Raw genomic sequence first — 14610 nt, forward strand, 5'->3', positions numbered from 1 at the left:
GCCCCTCACAGCTGGGTGGGCTGGCGCTGAGTGAGTCCGTACGTCTTCGCGATCGCGTTCCACATGCCGGCCGCCTTGGCCTTCTCACTGCTGGCGGTGTAGCTCGCCTTGTCGCCCGCCAGGGTCTGGCCGGTGCCGCGGGCCTGGCCCTTGCGGCAGCCGTGACGGCCGGCTGCCTGGTCGGCCCACGCCGCGTAATGGCTGTCGGCCGACGCGGACGCCTGCCACGCCTTGGTGAGGGCGGCGGTCAGCGCGGCGTTGTTCGGCAGCTTGTCCACGGACAGCTGCGACAGTCGCGTGACCAGGCCGTTGCGCTGCTTGGCCGCGGCGCGCAGGTCGGCGGCGGCGCCCGGCAGGTTCTTGCAGGACTTCACGTCGGCCACCGACTTGATCACCGTGGCGCGGCTGCTGCCGCTGTCGGCGAGCAGCTTGTCGAGCGCGACGGCCTGCTGCTTGGCCGCGTCGGCGGCCGGGGAGCCCGACTGGTCAGTGGCGGGCGCCGAGGCGGCGACGTTCTTGCTGTTGTCCTTCTTCCCGTCGCCCCCGCCACCGCTGAGCAGAGCACCGGCACCGATGCCGAGGACGACGATGCCGACGCCGACGGCGGCGATCACCGGCATCCGAGAGCCCGTGCGCCCGCGTCCCCCGCCGTCTCCGCCCTGCGCGCCGCGTCGGCCACCGCCGGGCCCGGGCGGGGCGTACGACGGCTGCGGTCCGCCCTGGTAGGGGCTCTGCGGCTGCTCGAAGCGCGGCATCTGCTGGGTCGACGCGGCCGGGCTCTCGGCGGCGGACGTTTCGCGGAAGAGGTTGTCGAACTCGGCGGGCGGCTGCCGCTCCCCGCCGTACGCTCCGGGCACCGGGGCCATGTACTGCGTGGCCTCGGCATCGGAGTTCGGCACGGCGGCCTGCGGCATCTGCCCCAGGAACCGGGTCTCCTCACCCGAGACCTCGGGCGGCAGCGCACCCGGACCCACCGGGGCTATGTACTGGGTCGCGCCCTCGTCGACGTGAGCGGCCGCGACGGGCGGAATGTACTGGGTGGCGCCTTCGTCCGCGGCGACCGACGGGAGGTACGTGGTCGCGTTGTCGACGGCCGGGGGCAGCGGGCCGCCGGGCGGCAGTGCGGCACCGTGCGCGGCGGGCGGCAGGGCCGCGCCGGCGTCGGACGTGTACACGCCCGTGGCCGGGGCGGCGTACCCCTCGGTGGCGGGCGGCAGGGGCGCGGCGTGCGACTGGCCGCCCTGTGCGTACGGCTGCTGGTGCGCGTCGGCGCCACCGGGAGCGGCGTGAGTTCCGTGGCCGTACGTGGAGTGGCCCGCATCGGCGTCGTGGCCGTACGACTGCTGTCCGGCGTGCGCCCCCTGGCCGTAGGGCGACTGAACGGCGTCCGCCGGCGTGCCGTACGACCCGTTGTGCGGGGCCCGGTCGTCGTACGACGCCTGGGCGCCCTCGGGGGGCAGCGCGCCCGGGGTGCTCTGCGCGTGCCAGGCGGCGTGCTGCTCCGGGGCGCCCCACTGGTCCCCGGGCGCCGGGGGCCAGCCCTGGTCGGACTGGGAGGTCTGCTGCTCGGGGCCGGGGCCCCACGGCCTGCCCCAGGCCTGGCCGCCGGTCGGGGCCGCGGCCGGAGGCTGCGCCGCCGGCGCGACCGGCTGCGGGGCGGGTCCGCCCGTCATACCCGGCAGCAGGGGCTCGCCGCCGTCGGAGGGCAGCACGATGCCTTCGCGCGCGGGCTCGCCCTGTCCACTCTGCGTCACCGGGACTCCTACGAATGGGGGACCTTCGGAATCATCGGCTCACGCTACCGGGTCCCCCGAGCCGGGTGCCACGCAGCACTGGGCGCGATCTTCTTCCCTGTGACAGCAGTAACAAACGCGCCCCGGGATGCGCTGTTTATGTCACCTCCCGCACGCCGGCGACTCGTTTCCCGCACGTTCACCCATCCACCAAGCCTCTGTTCATGCCGCCTGCTGCAGCTCCAGACGCGCCCCGAACTCACGCACCACCGGCTCGTCCCGGTACGGCTCCAGCCGCTGCTGGAAGTCGTCCAGGTACTCGGCGCCGCGGTTGGAGCGGATCTTCTCCAGCAGATCCACCGCCTTCAGACCGGTGTGGCAGGCCTGTTCGATCTCCCGCTGCTGCACCTGGGCTGTGGCGAGAAGCACATAACCGATGGCCCGCCTGCGCGCCCGGGACTCGGGGTGGCCCGCCAGCGACTGCTCGGCGGCCCGTGCCGCCGCCTCGGCCTGTCCCAGGTCACGGTGGCAGTGCGCCAACTCGTCGGCCAGATAGGCCTCGTCGAAGTGCGCGATCCACACCGGGTCGTCCCCGGAGGCCGCGTCGGCACCCTCCATGGCCGTGATCGCCCGCCCGGACGCCACCTCCGCCGCGCGCGCGTCCCCGAGCAGGGCGTGCCCGCGCGCCTCGGCCGCGAAGAACATCGCCTCCGCACGCGGCGTCACCCGCCCGCGCGCCCCCTCCTGCGCCGCCCGCGCCAACTGCGCGATCTCCCGCGGGTTTCCGAGCTCCGCGGCGAGATGGCTCATGGACGCGGCGAGCACATAGCCGCCGTACCCGCGGTCGCCCGCCGCCTGCGCGAGGCGCAGCGACTGGATGTAGTAGCGCTGGGCGAGGCCGGGTTGGCCGGTGTCGACGGCCATGTACCCGGCGAGTTCGGTCAGTCGGGCCACCGCGGCGAACAGGTCGCGGCCCACCGCCTCCCGGTAGGACCCGGCGAGCAGCCCGGAGACCACGCTGTTGAGGTAGTGCACGACGACCGGGCGCACATGCCCGCTGCCGTACTGGTGGTCGAGATCGGTCAGCGCCTGGGTCATCGCACGCACGGCCGCCACGTCGGACTGCCCCACCCGCGGCCCCGCCTGGCGCGCCACCTGCGCGTCCGGCGACGAGATCAGCCAGTCGCGGCTGGGCTCGACCAGCGCGGACGCGGCGACGGACGAGCCGGACAGGAAGTCCCGCCGGCCCACGTCACTGCGCCACAGCTCGCAGACCTGCTCGATGGCCCCCAGTACCGTCGGCGAGAACTGGAGACCCACGCCCGAGGCGAGGTTCTTGCCGTTGGCCATCCCGATCTCGTCGATCGTGACCGTACGGCCGAGCTTGCGGCCCAGTGCCTCGGCGATGATCGCCGGTGCGCGGCCCCGCGGTTGCTGGCCGCGCAGCCAGCGGGCCACGGACGTCTTGTCGTAGCGCAGGTCGAGTCCGTGCTCGGCGCCGCACATGTTGACGCGGCGGGCGAGCCCGGCGTTCGAGCACCCCGCCTCCTGGATGAGCGCCTGCAGCCGTTCGTTCGGCTGCCGCGCGACGAGAGGCCTTGCGGCCATGAGCGCTACCCCCTGCGAATCCCTGATGCGAACTGATCCGGCTCTGAAGATCCTTGAAGATCAATGCCCCGCTGCCGGGACGACAATGCGGGACATGTGAGGATTGCCGGGGTAAGGGCTGATGCCGACCCCCTCCCTGGCTACCCAGGTCACGCCCCGCTTCCTCCCGCGCGCCCCCACATGTGCACCCATGCGCCCCAATTGCGGAATCGATGCTCCTCCCCCGCGCGCGCTGCCCCCGTAACTCCAGGTGGGTGCGGGAGTTGAGTGGAGCGTGGAAGAGACGATCGCGGGCACCGAAGCCGCTCAGATCCCGAAGCAGCGCGGGGATTCCCTGCTCGAGACCGCCGTTCGCTATGCCGCGGAGCGGCACTGGGACGTGTTCCCCGGCACCTGGCTGGAAGCCGTCGAAGGCCGGCACCGCTGCTCGTGCGGCGACGCCCGGTGCGTCGCCCCGGGCGCGCATCCGGCGCGCGCGGACTGGCCGGCGCTGGCGACCGGCAGCGCGACCGTCACGCGGCGGATGTGGCAGAAGCAGCCCACGGCTTCGATCCTGCTGCCCACGGGGCGTACGTTCGACGCGCTGTCCGTCCCGGAGAGCGCCGGGTTCCTGGCCCTGGCCCGCATGGAGCGGATGGAGCTGACGCTGGGGCCGGTGACGCTCACCCCGGACCGGCGGATGCACTTCTTCGTGCTGCCGGGCGCGTCCGTGAAGGTTCCTGATCTGGTGCGGGGTCTTGGCTGGTCCCAGGGTTCGCTCGACCTGGTGGCGCTCGGCGAGGGCAATTACGTGGCGGCGCCGCCGACTCGCTACGGCTCCAGCGGCGCGGTCCAGTGGGCCTGCCGGCCGACCCCGGCGAACCGGTGGCTGCCCGATGCGGAGGAGTTGATTTCGCCGCTCGCGTATGCGTGCGGGCGGGATCGGTAACCGCTCGGGCCCGGCTGCCCCGCCGTAGGGTTCTCGCATGACGGAACATGCGGGAGTCGGTACGGCCGCCGTTCGGGTGCGGGGGCTCTGGAAGCGGTTCGGGCAGCAGGTTGCTGTTGCCGGGGTCGATCTTGAGCTGCCCGCCGGGAAGTTCATCGGGCTCGTCGGGCCCAACGGGGCCGGGAAGACCACCACGCTCTCCATGGTGACCGGGCTGCTGCGGCCCGATCAGGGGTCCGTCGAGGTCGTGGGGCACGACGTGTGGCGGGACCCGGTCGCGGTCAAGGCCCGCATCGGCGTCCTGCCCGAGGGCCTGCGCCTGTTCGAGCGGCTGTCGGGACGCGAACTGCTCGGCTACTCGGGGCGGTTGCGCGGACTGCCGGGAGGCGAGGTGGACAAGCGGGCCACCCAGCTGCTGGAGGTACTCGACCTGGCCGGGGCCCGGCACAAGCTCGTCGTCGACTACTCGACCGGCATGCGCAAGAAGATCGGGCTCGCGGCCGCACTCCTCCACAACCCCGAAGTCCTCTTCCTGGACGAGCCGTTCGAGGGCGTCGACCCGGTCTCCGCGCAGACCATCCGGGGTGTCCTCGAGCGGTACACGGCGTCGGGCGCCACGGTCGTCTTCTCCTCCCACGTCATGGAACTCGTCGAGTCCCTGTGCGACTGGGTGGCCGTGATGGCGGCGGGCCGCATCCGCGCGACCGGCCCGCTGTCCGACGTGCGCGGGGCGCACACCACACTTCAGGGGGCGTTCCTGGAACTCGTGGGCGCACAGGGGCGCGACGCCGGTTCGAACCTGGACTGGCTGGGCGGCGGGGCCCGATGACGAGCGCCACGGCGAGCACCATGACGAGCGTCACCTCCACCGTCGTACGACTGAAACTGTCGCTGCTGCGCAACGGGCTGCGGCAGTCCGGCGGCCGGCGGGCCGCGTTCGTCGCCTCGGCCGTCATCGCGCTCCTGTTCGCCGCGCTGCAGCTGCTCGGCCTGATCTCCCTGCGCGGGCACGCCCACGTCGACGCCGTCGCCGTCATCGGCACGTCCGTGCTGGCGCTCGGCTGGGCGGTGATGCCGCTGTTCTTCCCGGGCGGCGACGAGACCCTCGACCCGACCCGCCTCGTCATGCTGCCGCTGCAGCCACGGTCTCTGGTACGGGCCCTGCTGGCGGCCTCGCTCGTCGGCATCGGTCCGCTGTTCACGCTGCTCCTGCTGCTCGGCTGCGTCGTATCGGTCGCGCACGGAGCGGCGGCCTACGCCACCGCCGTCGTCGCGCTCTTCCTCGCCCTGCTGGTCTGCGTGGCGCTCGCGCGGGCCGTCGCCGCGGCCAACGTACGGCTGCTGACCAGCCGCAAGGGCCGTGACCTGGCCGTGCTCAGCGGCCTGGTCATCGCGATCGGGGCACAGCTGGTCAACTTCGGCGCCCAGCGCCTCGGTTCGGCCGGGCTCGGGCAGCTCACCCCGGTCGCGGACGTGCTGCGCTGGGTGCCGCCCGCGTCGGCGGTGGGCGCCGTGCACTCGGTGAGCGAGGGTTCGTACGGCCTGGCCGCCGCCCAACTGCTGCTCAGCACCGTCGCGTTGGGGCTGCTGGTCGTGGTGTGGGCGCGCAGCCTGACCCGGCTGATGACCGCGCCGGACGGCTCGACGCTCCAGGCCGCCGACGCCGGCGCCCGCGAACGCTCCTCGACCGGACTCGCCCGACTGCTGCCCGCGGGACGCACGGGCACGGTCATGGAACGCTCCCTGCGCTACATCTGGCGCGACCCGAAGACCAAGGCCGCCTGGGTGACCTCGCTCGCCATCGGTCTGATCGTGCCGGTGTTCAACGCGTTGCAGGGCACGGGATCCATCTACTTCGCGTGCTTCGCCTCCGGGATGCTCGGCATCCAGATGTACAACCAGTTCGGGCAGGACACGTCGGCGTTCTGGATCGTCGCCATGACGATTTCCTCCGGTCGGGACGCGTACGTCGAGCTGCGCGGCCGGGCGCTGGCACTCCTGCTGATCACCCTGCCGTACGCCACGCTCGTGACCGTCCTGACGACGGCCATGCTCGGCGACTGGCCCCGGCTCCCCGAGGTTCTCGGCCTGTCCTTCGCCCTGCTCGGCGCGATGCTCGCGACGGGCGCGTGGACCTCGGCCCGCTTCCCCTACTCCATCCCGCAGGAGGGCTACAAGAACGTGGCCCCCGGCCAGGCGGGCCTCGCCTGGATCGCGATCTTCGGCGGCATGGTCGCGGCGGCCCTCCTCTGCGCCCCAGTCATCGTGCTCACGATCACCCTGAACCTGATCGCGAACGGCAACGAGTGGACCTGGCTGCTCCTACCGGCAGGCGCGGCCTACGGCACGACGATCACCTGGCTGGGCCTGCACCTGGCAGCCCCCCGCACCGCGGCCCACCTCCCGGAGATCCTCACGGCGGTGAGCAAGGGCTAGGGGGACCTTTTCAATGCCGGGCCAGGAGAGCGCGCCCATAGGGGCGCGGGGCTGTATCGATGTGCGGCTCCGCCGCGTGGGCGCGAGCAACCACAACGCACCCGAAGCCACCCGCGCCCCCAAGGCGCCACCTCAGTGGGCAATGTCCTCGTACCCAGAAACCTCCTGAGGACTACGCACCCCGGGCCCCACATACCGCGCTGAAGGCCGCACCAAGCGACCCGTTCGCTTCTGCTCAAGAATGTGCGCCGACCACCCCGCCGTACGCGCACACGTGAACATCGACGTGAACATGTGCGCCGGAACCTCCGCGAAGTCCAGCATGATCGCCGCCCAGAACTCCACGTTCGTGGCCAGCACCCGGTCGGGCCGGCGGTTGTGCAACTCCTCCAGCGCCGCCTTCTCCAACGCCTCCGCGATCTCGAACCGCGGAGCGCCCAGCTCACGCGCCGTACGCCGCAGGACCCGCGCCCGCGGGTCCTCGGCCCGGTAGACCCGGTGCCCGAAGCCCATCAGCCGCTCGCCCCGGTCGAGGGCCTGCTTGACGTACGCCTCCGCGTCGCCCGTGCGCTCGATCTCCTCGATCATCCCGAGAACCCGGGAGGGCGCGCCGCCGTGCAGCGGACCGGACATGGCCCCGACGGCGCCGGACAGCGCGGCCGCGACATCCGCACCGGTCGAAGCGATCACCCGGGCGGTGAAGGTGGAGGCGTTCATGCCGTGCTCGGCGGCGGACGTCCAGTAGGCGTCCACGGCCGCGACGTGCTTCGGGTCCGGCTCGCCGCGCCAGCGGATCATGAACCGCTCCACGACCGAGTTCGCCTTGTCGATCTCCCGCTGCGGCACCATCGGCAGGCCCTGCCCGCGCGCGGACTGGGCGACGTACGACAGCGCCATGACGGCCGCCCTCGCCAGGTCGTCCCGGGCCTGCTGCTCGTCGATGTCGAGGAGCGGTTTCAGGCCCCACACCGGGGCGAGCATGGCGAGCGCGGACTGTACATCCACCCGAATGTCACCGGAGTGGACGGGGATCGGGAACGGCTCGGCCGGCGGCAGACCGGGATTGAAGGCGCCGTCGACGAGCAGCCCCCACACGTTCCCGAACGAGACGTGACCGACGAGATCCTCGATGTCGACGCCCCGATACCGCAGCGCCCCGCCCTCCTTGTCCGGTTCGGCGATCTCCGTCTCGAACGCGACGACTCCTTCGAGCCCGGGTACGAAGTCGGACATCAGGCGGCTCCTAATGATGAGTGCGGCGAAATGCCAGGACGCGGATGCAGGCCCGCCGCGATTCCACGGTCACTCTCAGGACTCGCGGTCCACGACGGTCACCCCGGTGATGCCCCGATCGGCCGGTCGTCACCCCAACCGGAAGGGCATCAGCACCATATCTCCGAGTGTCACCTTTGGGGAGGGCATGCGGCACTCAGTGCCAGACACAGCCGTACGCGCAAGCTGTCACGCATACGGCAAGATGACCGCGTGACCGACCTTGACCCCATCCTCGATCCCGCCTCCATGCGCAAGCACTACCGAGTCGAGGGCGTCGACGAGTCCGACCTGGCCGCCCACCCCATGGACCAGTTCAGGCGCTGGTTCGAACAGGCCGCGCTGGCCGCCGCGCACGGCACGATCTACGAACCGAACGCGATGGTCGTCTCCACGGCGGACGCCGAGGGCCGCCCCAGCTCCCGCACGGTCCTCATGAAGCACTACGACGAACAAGGCTTCGTCTTCTACACGAACTACGAGTCCCGCAAGGCCCGCGAGCTGGCGGAAAACCCGTACGTCTCCCTCGTCTTCCCCTGGCACCCCATCGCCCGCCAGATCGTCGTCACCGGCACCGCCCGCCGCACCGGCCGCGACGAGACCGCCGCCTACTTCCGTACCCGACCGCACGGCTCCCAGCTCGGCGCCTGGGCCAGCACACAGTCCACGGTGACCACCCGCGCCGAGTTGGACGCCCACTACGCCGAACTGAGTGCGCGCTACCCCGAGGGCGAACAGGTCCCGGTGCCACCGCACTGGGGGGGCTTCCGTATCGCCCCCCAGACGGTCGAGTTCTGGCAGGGCCGCGAGAACCGCCTCCACGACCGGCTGCGGTACGTCGCGGAGCCGGACGGCACGTGGCGGGTGGAACGCCTCAGCCCGTGAGGCCGTACGCCTGAACGCAGACGACCCGCGAGCTCGGGTCCCTCCGCCTGACGACGGAGAAGCCGGCCGGACGTACCGGCGAGCTCGCGGGTCGGGTGACTGCTTGGGATTGGGCCGGCTGCACGCGTACCTCACGTGCTGGTCCGGCACCGCACTCGGTGTGGTGACGGGCCGCTAGCCCGCAGCCACCTCACGCGTCCGGTTTTCATACATCTGCCGAACCACCTCCCTTCTCGTGTGCACCACACACTAAGAACCGCTCGGCCCCCGTTCAAGCCCTTTTTTTCGTAGGCTGCTGCCGTGACTGATCTTCGGTTGGCCGTGGTGGACGGCGACGCCGTGCTCGAGCAGTGGCGGCACGTCCACAACGTGATCGTGCCGCCCGCCGCGATGTCCCTCGACGAGGCGCGGGAGCGACGGGAGCGGTACCGGCTGGAGAACGCCTACGTCGGGGACGTCCTCGTCGGGTGCTCCACCGTGCGGCCGCCGCAGGAGGCGGGTGGGGCGGTCACCGTGATCGTGCGGGTGCTGCCCGAGTTCCGGCGGCGGGGATACGGCACCGAACTGTACGAGCACTGTCTCGCCCACGCGCGCGTGCTCGGTGCCGGTGTGGTCGAGACGTGTGTGCTTGCGGCGAACGAGGACGGGCTGAGGTTCGCTGGGCGGCGTGGGTTTGTCGAGGTCGAGCGGTATGTGCTGGACGGGGAGAACGATCTTTGGGTCGATCTCAGGCTCGCGTCCGGGGCGTAGAGCATGGCGGCTCAGTACAACGATTCCTTCAATCTTGCGGGAACCAAGTGTGTGCTGTGTCACGTTCGAGTTGAATGAAGGGCAGTGAGCCAACCTTCGCGCCATACACGCGGACGCAGCCTGCAGGGGGTCCAGGTGAGTGCTTCCCGGCGTAGTGGGACCACCGACGAGCTCGGGCCGGACGAGCCCGAGCGGGCCGGCGGGTCGGGCTCGGCCGGTCCGGAGGAGGCCGGCGGCTCCGATCTGCTCGCCGCGCTGCTGGACGGCATGGACGCCGCCCTGTGCGCCTTCGACGCGGACGGCGTCGTCACCCACTGGAACCGGGAGGCCGAGCGGATCCTGGGCTGGACCGCGGCCGAGGCCGTGGGGCGGCACGGGTTCGCCGGGTGGGCCGTACGGAGTGCGGACGCGCAGGAGGTCGAGGCGCGGCTGCTGTCCGTCATGCATGCCCCGGGACGGCAGGTGCATGAGTTCGCGCTGGTCACGAAGGACGGCGGGCGCGTCCTCGTACGGACCCAGTCCGCCGCCGTGCGCGGCCCGGACGGGAAGCCCGCGGGTGTGTACTGCGCCTTCAGCGAGGTGCACGCGCAGATCGATCTGGAGCGGTCCATCGCGCTGAGCGAGGCGCTGTTCGAGGACGCCTCGTGGGGCGTCGTGCTCGTCGACGCCGATCTGCGGCCCGCCGTGGTCAACGCGCACGCGGCGCGGGCGCTCGGCACCGGCCGTACGTCAGTGCTGGGGCGGCCGCTCGGCGAGCTGCTCGCCCAGGGGGTCGAGGAGCTGGAGGGCGCGCTCACGCATGTCCTGGCCGAGGGTGCGCCGCCCGCGCCCGCCGAGATGTGGGTGAGCGTGCGCACGCCGGAGGGCGACAAGCGGCGCTGCTGGCGGAGCGGGTTCCTGCGGCTGGCCTCGCCGCTCGCCGAGGAACCGGTGCCGCTCGGCGTCGGCTGGCTGTTCCAGGACGTGACCGAGGCCAAGCAGGGGGAGCAGGAGGCGGCGCTGCTGCGGTTCCGGGCGAATCAGTTGCACCGGGCGGCGCGGGCCGCGGCCGAGTGCGAGGACCCTGCGGAGGCGGCCACCGTGCATCTGGACTTCGCGCTCGCCGGCTTCGCCGACCATGCGTTGATCGACCGGGTGGCGGGCGGGTTCCTGGCCGATGGTGCGGTGGGGGCGGTGCGGCTGGTACGGATAGCCGAGACGCCTTCCGGGGCACCGGGGCCCAGTCTGCTCACCGGGGCGGCCGGGCTGCCCGTCCGGTACGAGGAGGGCCATCCCGCGCTGCAGTGCGTCGAGCGGGCCGGGATGGTGCGGGCGGACGCCGGTTCGGTCTCATCCGAGCGCGCCCGTTCGTGGGCGCTGGCCCGCCAGTGGCCCGGCGACTCGGCGCACGCCCTGTGCGCGGTGCTGCGCAGCCGGGGCCGCACGCTGGGCGTCGTGACGTTCCTGCGGGGTGCGGGGCGCAGCCGTTTCGAGCGGTCCGATGCGACGTACGCCGAGGACGTGGCCGTACGGATCGCGGCGGCGTTGGATCTGGCGGGCGAGGCAGGCGAGGCAGGCGAGGCAGGCGAGGCAGGCGAGGCAGGCGAGGCAGGCGAGGCACGGTAGCGGCTTCGGTCGCAGCGGCACCCCGCGAGCGCAGGCCGGCGAGCCCACCCCCGCCCACCCAGTCAGCGCCGGTAGAAGATCCGGTCCCGGTACTCGTCCATGATGCGGCCGTTCCATTCGTGGCCGCCGTCGACGTTGCCCGAGCGCAGGAGCGGGGGCTCGATGCCGCGGTCGGCGAGGGTGGCGGCCGTGGTGGCCATGACCGCCTGGAGGAGCGCCGTGGTCACGACCGTGGACGCGGGGGCGAAGGGGGCCGGGATGGTGTCGAGGGTGAGTTCCGCGTCGCCGATCGCGATCTTCGAGTCGAGGACGATGTCGCAGTGGTCCTTGAGGTACGACCCCGAGACATGCCGGGACTTCGTCTCCGAGGCGTACGCCACCGAGGTCACGCCGATGACCTTGACGCCGAGGGCGCGGGCGTTGAGGGCCATCTCCACGGGCAGGGCGTTGCGCCCGGACAGCGAGATGATCACGAGGACGTCGCCGGCCCGGAGCGGTGAGGTGTCCAGGACGGCGGCGGCGAGTCCGTCGACCCGTTCGAGGGCGGACCCGAGGGTGGCCGGGATGACGTCGACGCCGACGACACCCGGGACGGCGAGCAGGTTCATCAGGGCGAGACCGCCGGCGCGGTAGACGATGTCCTGGGCGGCGAGCGAGGAGTGCCCGGCGCCGAAGGCGAACAGCCGCCCGCCCGCCGCCACGGTGTCGGCGAGGAGTGTGCCGGCCGCCGTGATGGCCTCGGACTCCTCGTCGCGCGCCCGTTGCAGCAGCCCGATCGCGGCGTCGAAGAACTGGTCGGCCGGCGTCCCGTCGCTCATGCGGTTCCCCCTTCGCGGTCTGTGTCGCGGATCACCGTGCGGTCTGGACCAGTGCGCTGTCAATACGGGGTGCGGGGCGTCGGCCTCCCGACGGGGCCAGGGCCTCAGTGGCCGGTCACGTCGCCGCGCCGACCGTTGATCGCGGCGGCGAGCGCGAGGAGCGCCTCGACCTCGGCCATCGCGATCCGCTGGGTCTCGCTCAGCCGTCCCTTCGAGCCCTCCGCCGATTCCAGGTGCTCTCTGGCCCTGGCGGCGTGCGTGGCGTAGTCCGCCATGAGATCCCCCTTGCGTGTGATCGCCCGACCGGTGGCCGGGCGCGGCGGGCGGCATCGTAACCCCGTGGTTTCTACGGCGCGGCACGGTTGTCGGTGGTATCCGGCAGAATTGAAGCCAGGGCCAGCGCACGCGCCGAAGCGGCCAGCTTCCGGCAGAGCTAATCGAGGGGCACGTATGTCCGGACTGATCGACACCACGGAGATGTATCTCCGCACCATCCTCGAGCTCGAAGAGGAAGGCGTGGTCCCCATGCGCGCCCGCATCGCCGAGCGGCTGGACCAGAGCGGGCCGACTGTGAGCCAGACGGTGGCGCGAATGGAGCGCGACGGGCTCGTGTCGGTGGCGACCGACCGGCATCTGGAGCTGACCGACGAGGGCCGCCGCCTGGCCACGCGCGTGATGCGCAAGCACCGGCTGGCGGAGTGTCTCCTCGTCGACGTGATCGGCCTGGAGTGGGAGCAGGTGCACGCGGAGGCGTGCCGCTGGGAGCACGTGATGAGCGAGGCGGTGGAGCGCCGGGTGCTGGAGCTGCTGCGGCATCCGACCGAGTCGCCGTACGGCAACCCGATCCCGGGCCTGGAGGAGCTGGGCGAGAAGGACGGCGCGGACCCGTTCCTCGATGAGGGCATGGTGTCGCTGGCCGATCTCGACCCGGGCGGCGACGGCAAGACGGTCGTGGTGCGCCGGATCGGCGAGCCCATCCAGACGGACGCGCAGCTCATGTACACGCTGCGCCGGGCGGGTGTGCAGCCCGGTTCGGTCGTGAGCGTGACGGAGTCGGCGGGCGGTGTGCTCGTCGGGAGCGGCGGCGAGGCGGCCGAGCTGGAGGCGGACATCGCCTCCCACGTGTTCGTCGCCAAGCGTTGACTTTCGCGACTGTCGTATTCAACTCCCGGGACTCCAGGGGCAGTTGGGTTCGCCGTAGGGCGCGTCCGATCCAAGATCCAGTGCGCCGAATCGCAGCGCACGGGCGTTTCCCGTGTCAGGCTGTCGCGAGAGGCATATGACCTGAGGGGGGCGGGGAGAATGTGCCGCAGACATGTGGATGGCCCCGGCGCCTTATGGCGCCGGGGCCTGTCCTCCCCTGTGCTGACCCGGAGCCCCGAGCTCTCAGGGTCGTCCCCCTCGGACCGTTTTCCCCGAGCGGTCCGCCTCCCGCGTAAGAACTCCCCTCGGTGGCGGCGATCATTCCTGGCGTCGGGTCACACGAACGAGGGGTGTTGGCCACGGAAAGAGTATTTTCGAATAAGGGTTCGATAATCTGGGGTCGGATCAACGGCACGCAGGAGCACGACGGCAGGACAGCGGTACGGTCCGAGCGGAGCTAGGGGGGTGCCGGCCATGGCACGGCGCATCGACGTGAGGGGAGCGGGCGGCGTGAGCCTCGCCGCCTGGGAGTTCGCTGACCCTCCCAAGACGGACCCGGAGAAGGATCCCGGGGTGCTGTTACTGCACGGCCTCATGGGCCGCGCCTCGCACTGGGCGCCCACCGCCCGCTGGCTCTCCGGGCGCTACCGCGCGATCGCCCTCGACCAGCGCGGCCACGGCCAGAGCGACAAGCCCCCGCAGGCCGCCTACACCCGTGAGGCCTACATCGGGGACGCCGAGGCCGCCCTCGAACAGCTCGGCCTCGCCCCGGCCGTCCTCATCGGCCACGCCATGGGAGCGCTCACCGCCTGGCAGCTCGCCGCGGCCCGCCCCGACCTGGTGCGCGGCCTGGTCATCAGCGACATGCGGGCCTCCGCCCTCGGCGCGGCCTCGCAGCGCGAGTGGGCCGACTGGTTCAAGGCCTGGCCCGTCCCCTTCGCCACGCTCGGCGACGTACGCAAGTGGTTCGGCGAGGACGACCCCTGGGTGGAGCGCCCGAACCAGGCGCGCGGCGAGTTCTACGCCGAGGTGATGCACGAGTCCCCCGACGGCTGGCGCCCCGTCTTCGAGCCGGAGCAGATGCTCAAGTCCCGCGAGACATGGGTGTTCGACGCGCACTGGGAAGAACTCGCGCAGGTGCAGTGCCCGGCGCTCGTCGTGCGAGGGCTGGACGGGGAGCTGGGGCGGGCGGAGGCGCAGGAGATGGTGCGGGTGCTGCCGCGTGGGCAGTATGCCGAGGTGGTCGACGCCGGGCATCTGGTCCACTACGACCAGCCGGGAGCCTGGCAGGCGGTTGTCGAGCCGTTTCTTGACGGGCTGGGGAGCGACTTGTTCGCCTAGAAGACTGCTGAAAATCTTGCTGGGGCGCTGTCCGGCCGGGAGGCCGGGCGGCCCCTTTCGCTATGCGGTGGCCGGGGCGAGGCGCCAGGTG

At 72.0% G+C, this 14610-nt stretch carries 13 protein-coding genes; 8 read left to right on the forward strand and 5 right to left on the reverse strand.

Going from position 1 to position 14610, the window contains the following annotated elements; translation table 11 throughout:
- Window positions 1-5: 5 nt before the first annotated feature.
- Both ACFYXB_RS31245 and ACFYXB_RS31250 read right to left on the reverse strand, forming a co-directional pair.
- Window positions 6-1754 (reverse strand): hypothetical protein, encoded by a 1749-nt coding sequence (locus ACFYXB_RS31245; protein WP_389588011.1) that lies wholly within the window; start codon window positions 1752-1754, stop codon window positions 6-8.
- Window positions 1755-1955: 201 nt separating this feature from the next.
- Entirely contained in the window at window positions 1956-3341 is a 1386-nt protein-coding gene (locus tag ACFYXB_RS31250; protein WP_389588013.1) for a transcriptional regulator, read from the reverse strand.
- 274 nt (window positions 3342-3615) lie between these two features.
- On the opposite strand from ACFYXB_RS31250, the gene ACFYXB_RS31255 reads away from it, so the two are divergent.
- Genes ACFYXB_RS31255 through ACFYXB_RS31265 form a run of 3 tightly spaced genes read left to right on the forward strand, consistent with a single transcriptional unit; the run spans window position 3616 to window position 6705 of the window.
- A complete protein-coding gene (locus tag ACFYXB_RS31255; RefSeq protein ID WP_389588015.1) occupies window positions 3616-4269 on the forward strand; it encodes a bifunctional DNA primase/polymerase in 654 nt (217 codons plus the stop codon).
- 37 nt (window positions 4270-4306) lie between these two features.
- Window positions 4307-5098, forward strand: coding sequence for an ABC transporter ATP-binding protein (locus ACFYXB_RS31260; protein ID WP_389588017.1), 792 nt, complete (start codon window positions 4307-4309; stop codon window positions 5096-5098).
- 20 nt (window positions 5099-5118) lie between these two features.
- A complete protein-coding gene (locus tag ACFYXB_RS31265; protein WP_389588019.1) occupies window positions 5119-6705 on the forward strand; it encodes a transporter in 1587 nt (528 codons plus the stop codon).
- A gap of 132 nt (window positions 6706-6837) precedes the next feature.
- Here the strand turns inward: ACFYXB_RS31265 and ACFYXB_RS31270 are convergent, their stop codons facing one another.
- Window positions 6838-7938, reverse strand: a complete 1101-nt coding sequence (locus ACFYXB_RS31270; RefSeq protein WP_389588021.1) for a citrate synthase 2 — start codon at window positions 7936-7938, stop codon at window positions 6838-6840.
- A 288-nt stretch (window positions 7939-8226) separates the two neighbouring features.
- On the opposite strand from ACFYXB_RS31270, the gene pdxH reads away from it, so the two are divergent.
- The 3 genes from pdxH to ACFYXB_RS31285 all read left to right on the forward strand — a co-directional run bounded on the left by pdxH (window position 8227) and on the right by ACFYXB_RS31285 (window position 11217).
- Entirely contained in the window at window positions 8227-8862 is a 636-nt protein-coding gene (pdxH, locus tag ACFYXB_RS31275; RefSeq protein ID WP_388498380.1) for a pyridoxamine 5'-phosphate oxidase, read from the forward strand.
- A 300-nt stretch (window positions 8863-9162) separates the two neighbouring features.
- Complete coding sequence (locus ACFYXB_RS31280; protein ID WP_389588023.1) at window positions 9163-9612, forward strand: GNAT family N-acetyltransferase; 450 nt, start codon at window positions 9163-9165, stop codon at window positions 9610-9612.
- A 135-nt stretch (window positions 9613-9747) separates the two neighbouring features.
- Entirely contained in the window at window positions 9748-11217 is a 1470-nt protein-coding gene (locus ACFYXB_RS31285) for a PAS domain-containing protein (RefSeq protein WP_389588025.1), read from the forward strand.
- A 62-nt stretch (window positions 11218-11279) separates the two neighbouring features.
- On the opposite strand, the gene ACFYXB_RS31290 is transcribed toward ACFYXB_RS31285, so the two are convergent.
- Together ACFYXB_RS31290 and ACFYXB_RS31295 are read right to left on the reverse strand one after the other, a co-directional pair.
- Window positions 11280-12035, reverse strand: coding sequence for an SIS domain-containing protein (locus ACFYXB_RS31290; protein ID WP_389588027.1), 756 nt, complete (start codon window positions 12033-12035; stop codon window positions 11280-11282).
- A 104-nt stretch (window positions 12036-12139) separates the two neighbouring features.
- Window positions 12140-12310: a hypothetical protein gene (locus tag ACFYXB_RS31295; protein WP_388498254.1), complete on the reverse strand. Its 171-nt coding sequence runs from the start codon at window positions 12308-12310 to the stop codon at window positions 12140-12142.
- 175 nt (window positions 12311-12485) lie between these two features.
- On the opposite strand from ACFYXB_RS31295, the gene ACFYXB_RS31300 reads away from it, so the two are divergent.
- Window positions 12486-13178, forward strand: a complete 693-nt coding sequence (locus tag ACFYXB_RS31300) for a metal-dependent transcriptional regulator (protein ID WP_351345686.1) — start codon at window positions 12486-12488, stop codon at window positions 13176-13178.
- A gap of 474 nt (window positions 13179-13652) precedes the next feature.
- Window positions 13653-14519: an alpha/beta fold hydrolase gene (locus tag ACFYXB_RS31305; protein WP_389588029.1), complete on the forward strand. Its 867-nt coding sequence runs from the start codon at window positions 13653-13655 to the stop codon at window positions 14517-14519.
- Window positions 14520-14610 lie beyond the last annotated feature (91 nt).

This window comes from Streptomyces sp. NPDC002619, assembly GCF_042889305.1.
Taxonomy (GTDB): domain Bacteria; phylum Actinomycetota; class Actinomycetes; order Streptomycetales; family Streptomycetaceae; genus Streptomyces.

What these genes read in the sequence shown, in the direction of transcription:
- ACFYXB_RS31250 (WP_389588013.1), bottom strand. Translation starts at nt 3,341, where the DNA reads ATGGCCGCAAGGCCTCTCGTCGCGCGGCAGCCGAACGAACGGCTGCAG.
- ACFYXB_RS31260 (WP_389588017.1), top strand. Translation starts at nt 4,307, where the DNA reads ATGACGGAACATGCGGGAGTCGGTACGGCCGCCGTTCGGGTGCGGGGG.
- ACFYXB_RS31265 (WP_389588019.1), top strand. Translation starts at nt 5,119, where the DNA reads ATGACGAGCGTCACCTCCACCGTCGTACGACTGAAACTGTCGCTGCTG.
- ACFYXB_RS31270 (WP_389588021.1), bottom strand. Translation starts at nt 7,938, where the DNA reads ATGTCCGACTTCGTACCCGGGCTCGAAGGAGTCGTCGCGTTCGAGACG.
- pdxH (WP_388498380.1), top strand. Translation starts at nt 8,227, where the DNA reads ATGCGCAAGCACTACCGAGTCGAGGGCGTCGACGAGTCCGACCTGGCC.
- ACFYXB_RS31290 (WP_389588027.1), bottom strand. Translation starts at nt 12,035, where the DNA reads ATGAGCGACGGGACGCCGGCCGACCAGTTCTTCGACGCCGCGATCGGG.
- ACFYXB_RS31295 (WP_388498254.1), bottom strand. Translation starts at nt 12,310, where the DNA reads ATGGCGGACTACGCCACGCACGCCGCCAGGGCCAGAGAGCACCTGGAA.
- ACFYXB_RS31300 (WP_351345686.1), top strand. Translation starts at nt 12,486, where the DNA reads ATGTCCGGACTGATCGACACCACGGAGATGTATCTCCGCACCATCCTC.
- ACFYXB_RS31305 (WP_389588029.1), top strand. Translation starts at nt 13,653, where the DNA reads ATGGCACGGCGCATCGACGTGAGGGGAGCGGGCGGCGTGAGCCTCGCC.